We start from the raw sequence: 16,996 nt of genomic DNA on the forward strand, positions 1-16,996 counted from the left end.
TTTTTAAGACCCAAATTAAAGACCATAAACAAAAAACCGCGACATTAAATTGCGAAGGCGCTTTCTCTATAATCGGTTTTGTAAGTAAGCGCATTCACCACATATTCGAGGGGGAGTCGGGTTTGAAAAAGCAACAGTTAATTTCCACCATGGCCGTGTTAGGCCTTGCAATGACAATGGCAGCAGGATGCGGCTCAAATAACGGGAACAACGAAGGAGCGGCAGCGCCAAGCAACAATAAAGCGGATAATGCCGCCGCAACAACGAAGGCTGATAACGCAGCAGCAACAAACGCCGCAGCCAGCGAGGAGCCGGCTGCTCCGAAGATCGCGGGCAAGGTGGTGTTCACAACCAACCGGACGGACCTGGTGGATACGGAGCTCAAGAACTATGCGGCCAAATTCCACGAGAAATATCCGGACGCGACGGTTGAGATCGAAGCGATCAAGGATTATGACCAGACGACAAAAATCCGCATGGCATCCAACGAGCTTGCCGACATCAGCCTGATCCCAGGCACGGTGAAAAACTCGGATCTGCCGAACTTTTATCTTCCTCTCGATGATCTGGGCCTGAACGACCGTATTTATTTCAAAGACAACCGCAGCCAGGACGGCAAGCTGTACGGCATCTCCTCCGGCAGCGCCGCGATGGGCGTCACGTACAACAAAAAAGCTTTTACGCAAGCCGGCATTACCGAAGTGCCGAAGACGCTCGACGAGCTGTATGCGGCAGCCGAAAAGCTGAAAGCAGCGGGCATCATCCCGCTCGCGACTAACTTCAAGGACAAATGGCCGCTGTACGGCTGGGATCAGGAGGCGTTTATTTTCGCCAATGACCCGTCCCTGCACAACACGATGGCAACGCAGGAGGAACCTTTCGCGGTGGACGGCCCGCACTGGCAGGCGTTCTCCATCCTGAAGAAAATGGTGGACAGCGGTTACGTTGAGAAGGACCTGATGTCGACGAACTGGGAAGGCTCCAAGAAGGATGTCGCTTCCGGCAAAATCGCCATGTTCCTGCTTGGCAACTGGGTAGTGCCGCAAGTGGTAGACAACGGCGCTGCCGCGGAGGACGTAGGCTTCTTCCCGCTGCCGCTCGACAACAGCGGCGAAGCGAAGGTGATTCTGGCTTCCGACTACTACTACGGCATCGATAAAAACAGCGAAAATCCGGAAACGGCAAAAGCCTTCCTCAAATTCCTGATCGAAGAATCCGGCTATGACGATTACGCGGGCTTTATCCCCGTTCTGAAAGACAAGAAGCCTAAGCTGGCTCAGCTGAACGAATTTATGGCGACCAATCCGAAGGTAATCGAGATGGCTGCCGAGAACGACGACTACCTCGCGATTGCGAACAAAATGCAATTCGACACAAGCGCCTTCGCTCAAGACGCGATTATGGGCAAGGACATGAAAGCGGTATTTGATTCCTACAACAAGAAGTGGAAAGATGCGAAGGCATCCTTAGGCAAATAGGTTCATAGCGGTTAACGGGAAGAGAAGATGCTTATCGGCTGAATCGATAACGTTTTCTCTTCCTCCTTATCAAGGAGTAAAGAAGGGTTGCCGATGTTTGCAATGAGTTACAAGATACAGCGCTATGTCATATTGATCTCCTTCCTCACGCTTCCGCTGCTGCTGCTTGCGGTATTTTCCTTCTATCCGGCCATTTACCTGGCTTGGCTGAGCTTTACTTCATGGGACGGCTACAGCCCGGAGAAGGCTTGGGTAGGAATCAGCAACTATAAGGAGATTTTTACGAACGCGGATATTTTCAAGGTTCTTTCCCATAACTTTGTGTACTTTATCGGGGGGATCGTCCAGAACATCGTGGCGTTATTCTTTGCCGTGCTGCTCAATTCGCGGTTAAGAGGGCGCAACACGTTCAGAGTGCTGCTCTTCCTGCCTTACATTATGAACAGCGTGGCAATCGCCTATATGTTCACCTACGTCTACGACGCTCAGAACGGTTCGCTGAATGCGCTGCTAACTTCCGTCGGGCTGCAATCCTGGATCAAAAGCTGGCTGGGAGACGCCGCGATCGTCAACTACTCGCTTGCGTTTATCTCGGCATGGAAGTTTATGGGCTTTAACATGGTTATTTATTTAGGCGCTTTACAATCGATTCCCGGCGATCTGTACGAGGCGGCGAAGATTGACGGGGCGGGACCGTTCAAGTCCTTCCTCTACATTACCTGGCCGAGCATCATCAAAATCGTGGAGCTCAGCATGCTGCTGACGGTCAGCGGCGCGCTTGAAGTATTTGATCTGCCGTTTGTCATGACGAAGGGCGGACCGGCCGGCTCCAGCCAGACCTTTGTTACCCAGACCGTCGAGACGGCTTTTAACTTCAGCAACTACGGGCTTGCATCGGCGATGGGGATGGTGCTGCTGTTTATTGTCGTGCTGGTGATATTCGTGCAGCGGAAGCTGATTTTGCGAGGGGGGGACTAGAGCATGAGCTTGGAGACATCATTGAAAAAACGTGCCGGCACCGTAACCGCGCGACCGGTCTCGCCCTCCCGCGCGATTGCCGCAGCTTTGAAATACGCGGTGCTGCTTGCCGCCGTGTTTGTTATTTTGTTCCCGCCGTATGTCGTCGTCTTGAACGCGTTCAAGGGCAATGAGGAGTACGCCAAGTCCGGCGTTTTTGATTTCCCGCATTCGTTTGCTAACCTCGATAACTTCTCCACGGTGTTCCACCGCGGGGATATGCTTAACGCTTTTATGAATACGGGCACGATTCTCGTCTTGTCCGTTCTAGGCAACGTGCTGATGGGGACGATGGTGGCCTTTGCGCTTGGGCGGTTTAATTTCAAGCTGAAATCTTGGATTCTAGGCGCTTACGTCGCTGCCACGCTTATTCCGTCCGTCACTACGCAGGTCGCTACTTTCGGCATTATCAAGGAGCTTGGCTTGTTTAACTCCCTGTACGGTCCGGTGCTTCTGTACATCGGGACGGATGTGGTGCAGATCTACCTGTATCTGCAGTTTATCCGCCACATTCCTTACGATCTCGATGAGAACGCCATGATCGAAGGCGCGTCGCTGTTCCGAATCTACCGCTCGATTATTTTCCCTCTGCTTGCGCCGGCGACGGCGACTGCGGTTATTCTGAAGAGCATCTCGATCTACAACGATATGTATATCCCGTATCTGTATATGCCGTCGCAGAAGCTGCGGGTCGTCTCGACGGGGCTGATGAACTTCGTGGGCGTCAACAGCGCGCAGTGGAACGTGGTATGCGCGGCGCTGCTTATTATTCTTATTCCGACGACTATCCTCTATCTCGTTATGCAGCGTTTCATCTTCTCCGGGATCGTCAACGGTTCGGTCAAATAACTAAAGTCTCAATTACCTTTGAAGGAGTGGACTTATGTTTAAACGCAAGAAGATGCTGTCGCTTGGTCTCGCGGTGCTCGTAGCGGCTTCCGTTGTTATGCCCGGAATTCAGGGCTCGAGGGTATACGCGGAGGAAGCCGATGCGCCGATAGCTGCGGAATCCGCATCCCCATTCATCACGCGCAGCGGCGATAAGCTGATGGACGGCGATCGGGAGTTCCGGTTTATTTCGGCCAACGTGCCAACTCTGTCAATGGTAGAGGATATCTACTGGCGGACGCCAACCGAGTGGGAGCAGGAGGATGCGTTCAAGACGCTAGTCCAGATGGGCGGAACGGTAACTAGGCCGTATGTGCTGTCCGTACGCAAAGCGGATGATCCCGCCGATATGGTACGCCACATTATGGGCGTCGGCTCGGACGATAAACTGATCTTTAACGAAGATGCGTTTGTCGCTTACGATAAAATGATCCAGCTGGCCGGAGAGTACGGGATTCATCTCATTCTTCCTTTTGTGGACCAGTATCAATGGCAAGGCGGGATTGCGGAATACGCGGCCTTCCGGGGCAAAACCAAAGACGCGTTCTGGACCGATCCGCAGCTGATCGCGGATTTCAAGTCGGTCATTTCGTATACGCTCAACCGCGTGAATACGTTCACCGGCGTTGCCTACAAGGATGACCCGACCATTCTGGCGTGGGAGACGGGCAACGAGCTGGTGCCTCAGTCTTCGGCCTGGACGCATGACATGGCGACTTATATTAAAAGCATCGACGCCAACCATCTCGTGCTCGACGGCAAATACGGCATCGACGATGCATCCCTGACGGATGACGCAATCGATATCGTATCCAATCACTACTACCCGGACCATTACCCGAGCTATGCGTCCCAGGTGAACGTCGACAAGAATAAGGCAGCGGGCAAAAAGCCGTTTATCGTTGGAGAGTTTGGCTTCAAGCCAACGAATGAACTCAGCGCATTCCTCGATAACGCGATCGAGAACGGCACCTCCGGCGCGATGATTTGGAGTCTTCGTTACCATAGCCGGGACGGCGGCTTCTATCCGCATACCGAATCGACGTTTAACGGCGTTTTTTACGGAGCGTATCGCTGGCCGGGTTTCCCTTCGGGAGACGGCTTTGACGAGACGAATATGCTGAATACGCTTAGGGACAAAGCGTTTGAGATCCGCGGCTTCAGCGAAGCACCTGCGCTGCCGAAGCCGGAAGCTCCCGTGATGCTGCCGGTTGATTCCGTATCGACGATCAGCTGGCTGGGCTCGGTTGGCGCTTCTTCTTACCGGGTTGAGCGTTCCGGGCAGCCTGATGGCGGCTGGACGGTAGTTGGCGAGAACGTGTATGACGCGGTACCTGCGGAATCCCAGTTGTTCGACGATACGAGTGCCGTATCGGGTCAGACCTATTACTACCGGGTTACGGCGAAGAACGGCGCGGGAGAATCGGCACCATCGGCTGTTGTTGGGCCGGTTGAGGCAAAGCATGTCATTCAGGACGAAATGCGCAATTTCGGGAAGCTTTACAGCCATACCTCGGATCTGGAATACGAAAGCCGCGATCCGGGTGCTTTTGGCGGGGATGTATCCCGTATTAAAGCACTTGCAACCGACAACCAGCAAAGCGTGCAATACGCGATTCCGCTTCATGATGACGGCACGCCGGTAAAGGTGAAATCTGTAACTGTGGAAGGTTATGTTGCCTCGGCAAGCAGCGATCAAAACTTCAGTTTGTCTGCTTCGTCCGATGGCTTAACGTTTGAGCCGGTTGATTCGGAAGCAGTGGAGTCGGGCGGCTCGTGGAAAAAAAGGTCGTATACAACCGGCGAGCTGGCTGACGGCGTAAAGGTGCTGCGGATCGATTATCCCGCCGCATCGGCTTCGGGACAGCTGGGCAAGGTTGTTATCGAGTATGAGCATGACGGAACAGCGCTTACGTTCCCGGATTCCGTGCAGCAGGGCGGCATCACGAACGGGATTTTATCCGATGATCTGAATAACTTCCTCAAGATGGATTCGCATTCGGCGAATCTTGGCTTCTCGTCGGATACGCCGGAATATTTCGGCGGTGATGCGAAGCGGCTGTCCCGTACGTCCAACGAGCACGAATGGTTCACGTACAAGGCGGACGGCGATATGAATTACTTCAAGTTCTACGAATACGCCAGGCAGAACCCGGCCGATTACGTCCTGCCGGACTTCAAGTTCTATACCTCGGCGAACGGCACGGATTTTACCGAATTTACGAATGTGGTGAAGACGAGCAAGCTGGGCGAAGGATACTGGGCGAAAACCGACTATATCGCTTATCAGCTTCCGGCCGGTACGCGGTATGTGAAATTTGAATTTCCGGTTGTGCCGGAAAGCCATCAGGACCAGCGCTGGAATCCGCAGGTCAGCAGCCTGCAGATCGGGGTAGGCGGCGCCAAGCTGGATCCGCCGGCGGAGATCAAGAAATCTGCGATTATCGATGATTTTGAAGGCTATACAGGCTCGAACAACGCTCTCCGTGCAGCATACAAAGCGAACGCGGACGGTTCGCCGGTAACGTTGTCGCTGGATACGGCGGGCAAGGTGAACGGCGCCTATGCGATGAAGCTTGTTACGGATCTCAGCAAAGGCTGGGGCGGCATGGAGAAGGATCTGGCGGGCGCCGATTGGTCGGGTAACAGCGGCATTCAGCTGTGGGTAAACCCTGGCGGCAAGGAGGTTGGCCTCACGCTGCAGCTGACCGAAGGAATGGGCACGCAAAACGAAGTGTGGAAATCGGATACCCGCATCAGCGGCAATGAGCCGGTACTGGTGCAGTTACCGTTCCGCAACTTCTATATTCCGGATTGGTGGAAGAGCAGCCACGCCGGGCAGGGCAACGGTAAAGTTGATTTGAGCGGGGCCGCTTCGTTTGGACTCTATTTCGACGGACCGGCTGGCGATACGACTTTAATGATTGACGATATTAAGCTTTATCGCTTGCCAACGATTGATACGTTCGAAGGCTATGACGGGGATAATGCCAAGCTGGCCGCGGGTTACTCGGTTAACCCGGATGGCGGTCCGATTACGTTGTCTCTGGATGCCGATCATAAGAGCGAAGGCGGACTAGGTCTGAAGCTGGCTTATGATTTAACCGGCAAAGGCTTTGGCGGCGTGACCAAACAGCTTGGAGGCATTGATTGGACCGGTAACAACGGTATTCAGCTATGGCTGGAGCCGGACGGCCGGAATCGGGGCGTGACTGTGCAGGTGAAGGAAACAAGCGGCGAGTATTGGGAAGCGAAGATCCCAACTTCCGGCACGGCCGCGCAGACCGTCAGCGTTCCGTTCCATCTGTTTGCGATGCCTAGCTGGAGCGGCAGGGATAACGGGAAGCTCGACATCGGCTCCATTGCGGAGTTCTCGGTTTATGTGGACCGCGGAGCGGGAGAAGCCGGTACCGGCGCGATTTATCTGGATGATATCAAGGCTGCGAAGCTGAAGGATATCGATTCGTTCGACTATTATCAAGGCAGCTCCTCGCTTGTTGGGGCGGCTTATGCTCGCAATACAAGCGGCGATATGATTACGGCATCACTGGATTCGGCTTGGAAAAAAAGCGGAAGCTACGCGCTGAAGCTGGATTACACCTTAACCGATGCGTTAGGTTACGCCGGCGTAAACAAGGCGCTTGGCGCCATGAACTGGTCGGAAGGCGGCAATGCCGTTCAGTTCTGGATGCTGCCAAACGGCGCGAATCACGGCCTGACCTTCCAGTTCAAAGAGACCGACGGCGATATTTGGGAAGCGCAGGTAAGCATGTCGGGTACGGAGGAACAGTTAGTGACGATTCCGCTTGCCGGTTTAACCCGTACTAAATGGTCAACCGGGGATGGCATCATGGATGTATCCAGCGTAGCCGAATACTCCATATACGTGAACAAAGGCAGCGGCTCAGCCGGATCGTATTCGGTTAGCGTGGACGATGTTGGGCTGACGACTATTCCGGTAATCGACAACTTCGATTATTATGACGGCCGGGAGCTGGTTGCTCTGGGGGCATATACCCGCAACCCTTGGGGCGGCAGCCTGACGATAACGCCGGATGCCGGGCATAAGGAAAGCGGACGTTTCGGCATGAAGTACGAATACTCGTATCCGGATGCGGCAACCAATTTTGCCGGAGCAACAAAGCTGCTCGGCTTGTCGGATTGGAGCGGCGAGGACGGTATCCGGTTCTGGTATACGCCGGACGGTTCCGGCCGGAAGCTGGTTGTGCAATTCAAGGAGTCGGACGGCGAGACCTGGGAGTACTACGTGACGTTGACCGGTACAGAGGCAAAGGTGCTGAAGATGCCGTTTGATCAGTTCGTGCATGCGCCGTGGAATACGGCGGGCAACGGCACGCTGGACTTGAACGCGATTACGGAGTTCTCGCTTTACGTGAATCAAGGGGACGGTACGGTGGGCAGCGGTACGTTGTACTTTGACTCTATTGGTTTGTATCAAGGGAATACCGATCCGACTGATCCAACCGGTCCTACGGATCCGGGGCCAAGCGGGCCTTCTAATCCGGGTACCCCTCAAGATAAGACCGTTTGGGAAGTGACGGCCGATCAGCTCAAGCCTGCAGGGCAAGGTACGGTTGTGCTGAATGCTCCGGCAGGCGTAACCATGCTGAAGCTGCCGCTTCAGGCGGGAGCGCTGCTTGGGAAAAACAATCTGCAAGTTAAGATCGGCGATGCGGCCCTTACGGCAGGTGCCGGCGTGCTGCAAGCCGCTTCCCAATTGCTCACCGCAAGCGGGCAGGGCACGGGAGCAAGTCTCTATATCTCATTGACTTCCTCGGCAGGTTCGGCGCCAGCTTCTTCGGCAGCAACCGAGAAGTGGAAGGCATCGGGAACGGTATACGATATCCAGGTTGGCGTATGGACGGCAGCTGGTATCAAGCAGCCTTTAACGAAGTGGGCCTACCCTGTTCTGCTGCAGCTCCCGGTAAGCAAGGAGCTGAATCCAAAGCTTGCCGGCATTTATGCAGGTAGTTCGGACGGCGGATGGATTTATGCCGGCGGCCGTACGGATAAGGAAGGGACAGTTATCCGGACGTTTATTACTCAGCCGGGAAGCTACGCGGTGCTGACAAGAGAGAAGCATTTTGTCGATGTACCGGATGTCTCGTGGGCGAGCGATTCCATTCGGCAGCTTTCAGCTCTGCAGATTATCAACGGTACGGATGCGGAGCATTTTACGCCTAACCGGTCGATTATGCGCGGTGAATTCGCGGTTATTCTTGCGAAGGTGCTGGAGCTGCCCGCGGCTGATAACCTGCCGTTTACGGATGTAAATGCAGAAGCCTTTTATGCCGATGCGGTTGCGGCCGCCGCGCAAGCCGGTCTGATTCATGGACGCGACGCGGATACGTTTGCGCCTAACGACAAAATCAGCCGGGAAGAGATGGCAGCTCTGATTGTAAGAGCATTCGAGCTTAAGATGGGGACGGTTGGCGTGACGGATAGACACCAATATAACGACATTAACGCGATCTCCGGTTGGGCGCTTGAGGCGGTAGACAAAGCTTTCGCTTCCGGCTTGATGAATGGTACCGACAGCGGAAACTTCGCTCCGGACAAGGAAGTTACCCGCGCTGAAGCGGCTGTTGGGCTAGCCCGCCTGCTCGACAGGCTGCTGCAGTAAAACAGAATAAAAAGGCGCCATTTAACGAAAGTTATGGCGCTTTTTTATAATAGAGACGGGGGATAGGCTCTTGTATAATGATACTTGTACCTATTTACATTTGGATGGAGCTGATCAGATGCTGAAAGGATTAACGCGGGCAGGACTTGGACCAATCGGTGATGACAAAGCCTTTATTGAGCAGGCAGCACGTTACGGATTTCAATCGGTAGATCTGGATGCTGCGGGTCTTATTCATACATACGGCTTGGATGGCGCACGGGAATTGCTGTCGGCGAACGGGATTTCGGTCGGTTCGTGCGGCTTCCCGGTTGAATGGCGTACGACGGACGAAGCGTTCCGGGACGGGCTGCCTCAGCTGGAGGAGCAGGCGAAAGCGGCGGCACAGCTGGGTTGTACGGCAAGCTGCACGTATATTTTGCCGGCAACGGACGTATCCCCGGGGATTTTCACCATTCAGGCGGTCCGCCGTCTTAGAGAATCTGCAAATATATTAAATCATTACGGCGTTAAGCTTGGACTGGAGTTTGTTGGACCGCATCATTTGCGTACGGCTTGGAAGTATCCGTTTATCTATTCGATGGAGGATACGCTGGCATTTGCCGATGCGATTCATGCTCCGAACGTTGGCCTCCTGTTTGATGCGTATCATTGGTATACAAACGGGCTCGGCACGGAGGATATCGAAAAGCTGTCCCCTGAGCAAATCGTTCATGTTCATATTAACGATGCGAAAGACATTCCGGTTGAGCAAGTGTTGGACAATGACCGCGTGTATCCGGGCGAAGGGGTCATCGATCTGCCTGGTTTCCTGCGCAGCTTGAAGAAAATCGGCTACACCAGCGCGGTTGCGCAAGAAATTCTTGCGCCGGACGACATCGTCAGCTCGGTTGAGGAAGCGCTTGAGCGCTCCAAAGCCGGATTTGATAAGGTGTTTGCTAATATTTAATCGAGGATAAAAGAAGGCTCTCCCGTCAGGGAGAGCCTTTCTATTTACCTGTGCTCCCGAAGTTTGTTGCCGCCAGCCGCCAATAGAGCACCACTCCCCGCAATCTAGCAACCTTCCATCTAGACCATTCCAAGTTAAACGATGCGCCGCATCGTTAAGCCATCGAAAAAGTTGCAGACCGGCAAACCCCATTTACCTCAAGGAATTCATAGCAGCAGCTACTCTTTATCTGAACGTAATGCAAAAATGCAGGATATTAAGTGCTTAACCTACTAAACTAACTTATCCAGCTGCAAAAGTGCAGGTTAATCGGGTAAAAAGGGGCTTTTGGGCGCTGCAACGAGCGAACGACCTGCACTATTGCATGACGATGGCCCGCGATGTTACGTTGGATCATATTTACCTGTACTACCGCAGTTTGTTGCCGCCAGCCCGCCAATAAAGCACCTCTCCCTGCAATCTAGCAACCTTTTATCTAGACCATTCCAAGCTTAACGATGCGCCGCATCGTTAAGCTCCCGAGGAAGTAGTGGACCGACAAACCCTATTTACCGCAAGGAACTCATTATCCACAGCAGCAGCCACTCTTTATCTGAACGTAACGCAAAAATGCAGGACATTAAGAGCTTAACCTACTAAACTAACTTATCCAACTGCAAAAGTGCAGGTTAATCGGGTGAAAAGGGGCTTTTAGGCGCTGCAACGAGCGAACGACCTGCACTATTGCATGACGATGGCCCGCGAAGCTACGTTGGATCATATTTACCTGTACTTCCGCAGTTTGTTGCCGCCAGCCCGCCAATAAAGCACCTCTCCCTGCAATCTAGCAACTCTCTATCTAAACTATTTCCAAGCTTAACGATGCCGCATTGTTAAGCTCCCGAGGAAGTAGCGCGACAAACCCCATTTACCGCAAGGAACTCATAATCCATAGCAGCAGCCACTCTTTATCTGAACGTAATGCAAAAATGCAGGACATTAAGTGCTTAACCTACTAAACTAACTCATCCAGCTGCAAAAGTGCAGGTTAATCGGGTAAAAAGGGGCTTTTGGGCGCTGCAACGAGCGAATGACCTGCACTATTGCATGACGATGGCCCGCGGCGCTACGTTGGATCATATTTACCTGTACTTCCGCAGTTTGTTGCCGCCAGCCCGCCAATAGAGCACCTCTCCCCGCAATCTAGCAACCTTCCATCTAGACCATTCCAAGCTAACGATGCGCCGCATCGTTAAGCTCTCGAAAAAGTAACTCTGCCAGCCGCTTAACTATGTCGCACATCGTTAAGCCAGCCGCAAATGCCAATAATGGGCCCGAAACGGGCAAATTTAGCATCCTTAACGATGCGCCGTATCGTTAAGCTCCCGAATAGGCACCTCTACCAGCCGCTTAACGATGTCGCGCATCGTTAAGCCCCCGCCTAGCCAGCGCCACCCACGCCTCTTAAGGAAACACCAGCTGCACCGGCACAACGATGTGCTGCGGGTCGTAGGTATGCCCGATTTGGTCCTGCAGCAGCATAACCGCGGAGCGGGCGAGCTCCTGCTCGTCCTGCTGGACGTAAGGGACATTCGGGATGTCCGGATTGTCGAAGGAGAAGAGTTCGACCTCGGTGCGCCGCTTGATCAGCTGGAGCGACTGCCAGGTCAGGCCGGCAATTTCCTCGGTAAGGGTGAAGGCAGCCGTGATAGTCGGATGCGACTTCAGAAAGTCCGTTACATAATCCAGAGCCCTCTCGCTGCGCAGCACATCCAGCGGCACATGGCACCAGAGGCTTTTGTCGATAGATTCGCCTTGATCGATATAGGCTTTCTCGAAGCCTATCGTTCGGTCTTCAATAGTGGTATTAGCATTCTCCGGCGAGATCAGCGCGATCTGCCGATGCCCCTTGGATAACAAATGCGTGACGGTCCGGTAGGCGCCGCCGTCATTATCCGAAGTAATGGTATACGTCTCAATATTGCGAAGGAAACGGTCAATAAACACAAAGGGGAACTTATCGAGAGACAGCCGCAGTAGGGACTCATTATATTTCTCGTCTTCGGTCGGAAACACAATAAGCCCCTGAACGCCGGCATCAACCAAAGCGGTAATTGCTCTGGATTCCTCTGCCGCATGCTCACGGGTAATGCTCAGAATCATTTGGAAGCCTGCTTCCTTCAAATAGAACTCTATATAATCAACGAGCTTCTGGATAACGGTTGTTTTCATGGTAGGGATAATGAAGCCAACAAGAGGGACTTGGACAGGTTCAGGTTTAGGCTCGGGAGCAGGCGCCTTCACTTCGACAGGCTTCAAATCCGCCGCAACAAACGTTCCTTTGCCTTGAATACGCGTGACGAGTCCTTCATCCGCTAACTCCGTCAATGCATTCTTAACGGTAATCTTGCTGACCTTGAATTCATCCATTAATTCCTGCTCGGAAGGAATGCGGTCGAGCGGCCGGAGCTGCCCGGAGGCAATTCGTTCTTTAATCTCAAGCTGGATTTGCTTGTACAAAGCTGTCTTTTTCATGAAGGCACCTACTCTCAATAAATAAATATGTTTTTATAACCAATTGGATATATAAATAATACTTTACGCCTATTATAATCTAATTGTGAAGCGCTTACAATGGTCAGGTAACAAAAGCTTAACCAATATGTGAGGGGGAAACGTCAAATGAAAAAAGGGATTACGTTAACAGCAACCTTGGCATTGGCACTCATGTTGGTCTTATCCGCTTGCAGCAGTTCCGGGGGTTCCTCGGGTAAAGCAACCAAGGTTGTTTTTTGGACTTTTAATGAACTTCATCAGCAATTTTTCGAGAGTATGGCAGACAAATGGAATGCAGCGCATCCAGACGAGAAGATTAAGCTGGTAGCTACGACATTCCCGTACGACGATAACCACAACAAACTGCAGGTTGCGCTGCAATCCGGAAAAGGCGCGCCGGACATGGCCGACATCGAGATCAGCAAAATCGGCAATTTCCTCAAAGGCGAGCCTCAGCTCGTACCGCTCAACGATATCGTAGAACCGAATAAAGACAATCTCGTTATGTCCCGCCTCGACAACTACGCCAAGGACGGACAATACTACGGGATCGACTACCACGTAGGCGCGGAAGTTATTTACTACAATAAAGAAATTCTCGATCAAGCAGGCGTAGATGCCGACAAGATCATCACCTGGGATGATTACGAAGCAGCAGGCAAGCAGGTGCTCGAGAAAACCGGCAAGCCGATGACTACCGTTGAAACAACGGACCAATGGTCGTTCTGGCCGCTGGTCGTGCAGCACGGTTCGGACTTCCTCGATAAAGACGGCAATGTCACGCTTAACGACCAAGCGAATGTGGATGTGCTGACTTATCTGCAGAAGCTTGTAAAAGAAAAGGTAGCCGTTGTAGCGCCGGGCGGCTTCCATCACGCGGAAGAATACTACGGATTTATGAACGGCGGCGGTGCCGCTTCCATCTGGATGCCAATGTGGTACATGGGCCGTTTCACGGACTACATGCCTGACCTGAAAGGCAAAATCATCATCAAACCAATGCCTGTATTCAAACAAGGCGAAATGCGTTCCTCCGGTATGGGCGGTACGGGTACGGTTATTACCAATCAATCGAAGAACCAAGAGCTCGTTAAGAAGTTCCTCGATTTCGCGAAAATATCCAAAGAAGGCAATATCGAAATCTGGAAGCAGCTTGGCTTTGATCCGATCCGCACGGATGCCTGGACGGACCCGGTTATGACCGAGTCGAACAAATACACCGATTACTTCGGCAAAGATATCTTTACGTTCCTCAGCAGCCTCAAGGACGAAATCGCGCCTACGAATATCAAAGAGAAAACGCCTGCCGTATCCGATGTGATCAAGACGAAAGCGATGTTCCAGGCGCTTAACGATCTGAAGGATCCGAAGCAAGTATTGGACGATGCGGCAGCGAGCATTAAGTAGGAGGAAGCTGACAGTCTAGCTGAAAAAACAAGCTTAACCGCTTCGTTGGAGGACCCAATGCCATGCATGGCGGTCCTTCAGCGAAGTGATCCTGATCAGGAAGGAGCGAGTGAGCATCCGAATGAAAAAGATACTATACAATCAGCGAGTCGCCCCTTATGTTTTTGTGCTGCCGTTTGTGCTTTCGCTTGCGATCTTTTTCGTCTATCCCGTTATATCGACCTTCATTATGAGCTTTCAGGAAGTACTGCCGGGCCAGACCCATTTCATTGGCTTAGACAACTACAGGAATCTCTGGGATGATTCCTTTTATACCGCGCTTTGGAACAGCTCGAAATATACGTTCTGGACAATACTAGTCCTCATTCCGCTGCCTCTCGTGCTTGCCGTGTTCCTTAACTCCAAGCTTATGAAGTGGAGCGCGTTCTTCCGCTCGACCCTGTTCCTGCCGGCTTTGACTTCGGTTGTTGTAGCAGGCATCGTATTCCGGCTCGTATTTGGCTCGCTGGATAATTCCGTTATGAATACGTTCCGCCATGCCTTTGGCTTCGAGACCATTAACTGGCTTGGCAGCAGCGCGTCGGGCATGCTCGTGTTGGTCGTCTTGGCGACCTGGCGTTATCTGGGCATTAACATCATTTACTTTATGTCGGCCTTGCAGTCTATTCCAAGCGAGCTTTACGAATCGGCAAGCATCGACGGGGCGAATACCTGGAACAAATTCTGGCGCATTACGCTGCCGCTGCTCAAACCGATTTCGATCTACGTCATTACGATCAGCATTTACGGCGGGTACTCCATGTTTACGGAAAGCTTCATTCTGTGGAGCGGCAACCACTCGCCAAACGATATTGGCCTTACCATGATCGGCTTGTTATACCGCAGCGGCATCGAAAAGAACGAGCTTGGGCTTGGTTCGGCAATCGGGATGATCCTGCTGCTCCTTACGATGGTCCTTAATGTCATTCAGCTTCGTTTATTCGGCTTGTTTAGGAAGGAGGATTGAACGTGAGTACCAAATGGAATCGTCCTCAAACGTGGCTTTTGCTGGCCTTATTCGTTCTATTTGCGGCCTTGTCGGTCTTTCCTTTCTACAGTCTGCTGTTAGCTTCGTTCAAGCCGTCAAAGGAATTGCTTCGCTTCGGTCTGAACATTCGCCTGCAGCCGGAGCTGCTATCCTTCCATAACTATTCGTTTATCTTCTCGAGCGGGGCGGAGAAATACCTGGTCTGGTATAAAAACAGCTTAGTCGTTACCGTCATCTATACCGTCTTCTGCATGCTGCTTTCCTCCATGGTGGGGTACGGGCTGGCGATGTACCGTTTCAGAGGACGCAATATCATCTTCCTGTTTGTCCTTCTGGTCATGATGGTGCCGATAGAGATTATCATGCTGCCGCTGTACAAGCAGATGATCGCGATGAACCTGATCAATACGTTCAGCGGGGTAATCCTTCCGTTTGTCGTATCGCCGCTGCCGATCTTCTTCTTCCGCCAATACGCGGCGGGGCTTCCGAAAGATTTCATGGATGCGGGTAGAATCGACGGCTGCTCCGAATACGGCATTTTCTTCAAAATCTTTGTACCGCTTATGACCCCCGCGTTTGGAGCAATGATTATCGTGCAGGCGCTCGCCAGCTGGAACAGCTTCGTCTGGCCGCTGATCGTCCTGAACTCGGGAGAGAAACTGACGCTGCCAATCGGTCTGTCCAGTCTCGTAACGCCATACGGCAACAACTACGATATTCTTATTGCCGGTTCCGTGCTGGCGATTGTGCCGATTATGATCGTCTTTATTTTCTTCCAGCGCTACTTCGTCTCCGGCTTAACCGTGGGTGGCGTTAAAGGCTAATGACAAATACGAATAGAAGCAGGTGACAGGATGGGAGTCCACCAATCGGAAATGAACGGAGTTAAACCATTAATCGAACAAAGAGCGGATCCTTTCATTTATAGACATACGGACGGCTGTTATTACTTTGTTGCTTCCGTCCCGGAATATGACCGCATTGAAATCCGCAAGGCGGATACGGTTCAAGGATTGGCGGATGCCGTGCCGGCCGTTGTTTGGAGAAAGCACGAGACAGGGCTGCTAAGCGCGAATATTTGGGCGCCGGAGCTGCATTTTATCGAAGGCAAATGGTATGTCTACTTCGCCGCGGCGCATACTTCGGAGACGAATGAAGGCCTCTTCGACCACCGGATGTTTGTTCTTGAGTGCGGCGATGCCGACCCGCTGGAAGGCGAATGGGTGGAAAAGGGGCAGGTGCGCGCGGCTTGGGAGAGCTTCTCGCTGGATGCCACAACCTTCGAGCACAACGGGGAAAGGTACTACGTCTGGGCGCAGAAGGATCCGGCTATTGAAGGCAACTCCAATCTGTACATTTCGAAAATGAGCAATCCGTGGACGCTCGCCGGCAAGCAAACGATGATTTCTATTCCGGATCTGGACTGGGAAAGAATCGGCTTTAAAGTGAATGAGGGGGCAGCCTTTATTCGCAAAGGAGACCGCGTCTTCTTGTCCTATTCCGCCAGCGCAACGGACTTCAACTATTGCATGGGAATTCTGGAAGCATCCGCCGATGCGGATTTGCTTGATGCGGCATCGTGGGACAAATCGCCGGTACCGGTGCTGACAACCGATGAGCTGCTTGGCCTGTATGGGCCCGGTCATAATAACTTTACCGTAGCGGAGGACGGCACAACCGCGCTGTTTGTCTTCCACGCCAGAACCTACAAAGAGATTGTAGGCGATCCGCTGTATGACCCGAACCGCCATACCTTCGTGACGGAGCTGAAGTGGACCGAAGACGGAAGACCCGATTTCCGGGCATCGGTTGCGGCATTGCAGCTTCCTCATGAGGAAGCGTCCTCGTAGACAGAAGAACGTAACAAACAAAATGGCTGTCCCGAAAGTCGATGAAGAAGACTTTTGGGACAGCCATTTGCCGTTTGGACAACGGAATTCTCATTGTATCAGGCTACGTTGGATTTCTTCCAGCATAAAGGAACGATTTTAACAGGCAACTAACTCTACATTGGAATCGGTGCAATATAATCAGTCCAAAATTGACGACAG

General features: G+C 52.5%; 10 protein-coding genes. 9 read left to right on the forward strand and 1 reads right to left on the reverse strand.

Features of this window, described 5'->3' with window-relative positions:
- The first annotated feature begins 122 nt into the window (after positions 1-122).
- The 5 genes from ACR9FF_RS03610 to ACR9FF_RS03630 all read left to right on the forward strand — a co-directional run bounded on the left by ACR9FF_RS03610 (position 123) and on the right by ACR9FF_RS03630 (position 9,976).
- Positions 123-1,478, forward strand: a complete 1,356-nt coding sequence (locus ACR9FF_RS03610) for an ABC transporter substrate-binding protein (protein WP_435169071.1) — start codon at positions 123-125, stop codon at positions 1,476-1,478.
- 93 nt (positions 1,479-1,571) lie between these two features.
- Positions 1,572-2,456 carry a carbohydrate ABC transporter permease gene (locus tag ACR9FF_RS03615; protein ID WP_435169073.1) on the forward strand — a complete coding sequence of 295 codons (885 nt, stop codon included), beginning with the start codon at positions 1,572-1,574 and terminating at the stop codon, positions 2,454-2,456.
- Positions 2,457-2,459: 3 nt separating this feature from the next.
- Positions 2,460-3,344 carry a carbohydrate ABC transporter permease gene (locus ACR9FF_RS03620; protein WP_435169075.1) on the forward strand — a complete coding sequence of 295 codons (885 nt, stop codon included), beginning with the start codon at positions 2,460-2,462 and terminating at the stop codon, positions 3,342-3,344.
- Between the two features lie 34 nt (positions 3,345-3,378).
- A complete protein-coding gene (locus ACR9FF_RS03625) occupies positions 3,379-9,027 on the forward strand; it encodes a carbohydrate binding domain-containing protein (RefSeq protein ID WP_435169077.1) in 5,649 nt (1,882 codons plus the stop codon).
- Between the two features lie 118 nt (positions 9,028-9,145).
- Complete coding sequence (locus ACR9FF_RS03630) at positions 9,146-9,976, forward strand: sugar phosphate isomerase/epimerase family protein (protein ID WP_435169079.1); 831 nt, start codon at positions 9,146-9,148, stop codon at positions 9,974-9,976.
- Between the two features lie 1,443 nt (positions 9,977-11,419).
- On the opposite strand, the gene ACR9FF_RS03635 is transcribed toward ACR9FF_RS03630, so the two are convergent.
- Positions 11,420-12,490 carry a GntR family transcriptional regulator gene (locus tag ACR9FF_RS03635; RefSeq protein ID WP_435169081.1) on the reverse strand — a complete coding sequence of 357 codons (1,071 nt, stop codon included), beginning with the start codon at positions 12,488-12,490 and terminating at the stop codon, positions 11,420-11,422.
- Between the two features lie 147 nt (positions 12,491-12,637).
- On the opposite strand from ACR9FF_RS03635, the gene ACR9FF_RS03640 reads away from it, so the two are divergent.
- The 4 genes from ACR9FF_RS03640 (at position 12,638) to ACR9FF_RS03655 (ending at position 16,795) form a co-directional block, all read left to right on the forward strand.
- A complete protein-coding gene (locus ACR9FF_RS03640) occupies positions 12,638-13,918 on the forward strand; it encodes an ABC transporter substrate-binding protein (protein WP_435169083.1) in 1,281 nt (426 codons plus the stop codon).
- Between the two features lie 121 nt (positions 13,919-14,039).
- Positions 14,040-14,924, forward strand: a complete 885-nt coding sequence (locus ACR9FF_RS03645; protein WP_116393979.1) for a carbohydrate ABC transporter permease — start codon at positions 14,040-14,042, stop codon at positions 14,922-14,924.
- Positions 14,925-14,926: 2 nt separating this feature from the next.
- Positions 14,927-15,769, forward strand: a complete 843-nt coding sequence (locus ACR9FF_RS03650; protein WP_116393980.1) for a carbohydrate ABC transporter permease — start codon at positions 14,927-14,929, stop codon at positions 15,767-15,769.
- Between the two features lie 30 nt (positions 15,770-15,799).
- Entirely contained in the window at positions 15,800-16,795 is a 996-nt protein-coding gene (locus tag ACR9FF_RS03655) for a glycoside hydrolase family 43 protein (RefSeq protein ID WP_435169085.1), read from the forward strand.
- The last annotated feature ends 201 nt before the right edge of the window (positions 16,796-16,996 follow it).

The sequence above is a fragment of the Paenibacillus glycanilyticus genome, from assembly GCF_051200795.1.
GTDB classification, from domain to species: domain Bacteria; phylum Bacillota; class Bacilli; order Paenibacillales; family Paenibacillaceae; genus Pristimantibacillus; species Pristimantibacillus glycanilyticus.

Excerpts from the sequence above, each read along its gene's own strand:
- ACR9FF_RS03640 (WP_435169083.1), top strand. The coding sequence starts at position 12,638 with ATGAAAAAAGGGATTACGTTAACAGCAACCTTGGCATTGGCACTCATG.
- ACR9FF_RS03655 (WP_435169085.1), top strand. The coding sequence starts at position 15,800 with ATGGGAGTCCACCAATCGGAAATGAACGGAGTTAAACCATTAATCGAA.
- ACR9FF_RS03620 (WP_435169075.1), top strand. The coding sequence starts at position 2,460 with ATGAGCTTGGAGACATCATTGAAAAAACGTGCCGGCACCGTAACCGCG.
- ACR9FF_RS03630 (WP_435169079.1), top strand. The coding sequence starts at position 9,146 with ATGCTGAAAGGATTAACGCGGGCAGGACTTGGACCAATCGGTGATGAC.
- ACR9FF_RS03615 (WP_435169073.1), top strand. The coding sequence starts at position 1,572 with ATGTTTGCAATGAGTTACAAGATACAGCGCTATGTCATATTGATCTCC.
- ACR9FF_RS03635 (WP_435169081.1), bottom strand. The coding sequence starts at position 12,490 with ATGAAAAAGACAGCTTTGTACAAGCAAATCCAGCTTGAGATTAAAGAA.
- ACR9FF_RS03625 (WP_435169077.1), top strand. The coding sequence starts at position 3,379 with ATGTTTAAACGCAAGAAGATGCTGTCGCTTGGTCTCGCGGTGCTCGTA.
- ACR9FF_RS03645 (WP_116393979.1), top strand. The coding sequence starts at position 14,040 with ATGAAAAAGATACTATACAATCAGCGAGTCGCCCCTTATGTTTTTGTG.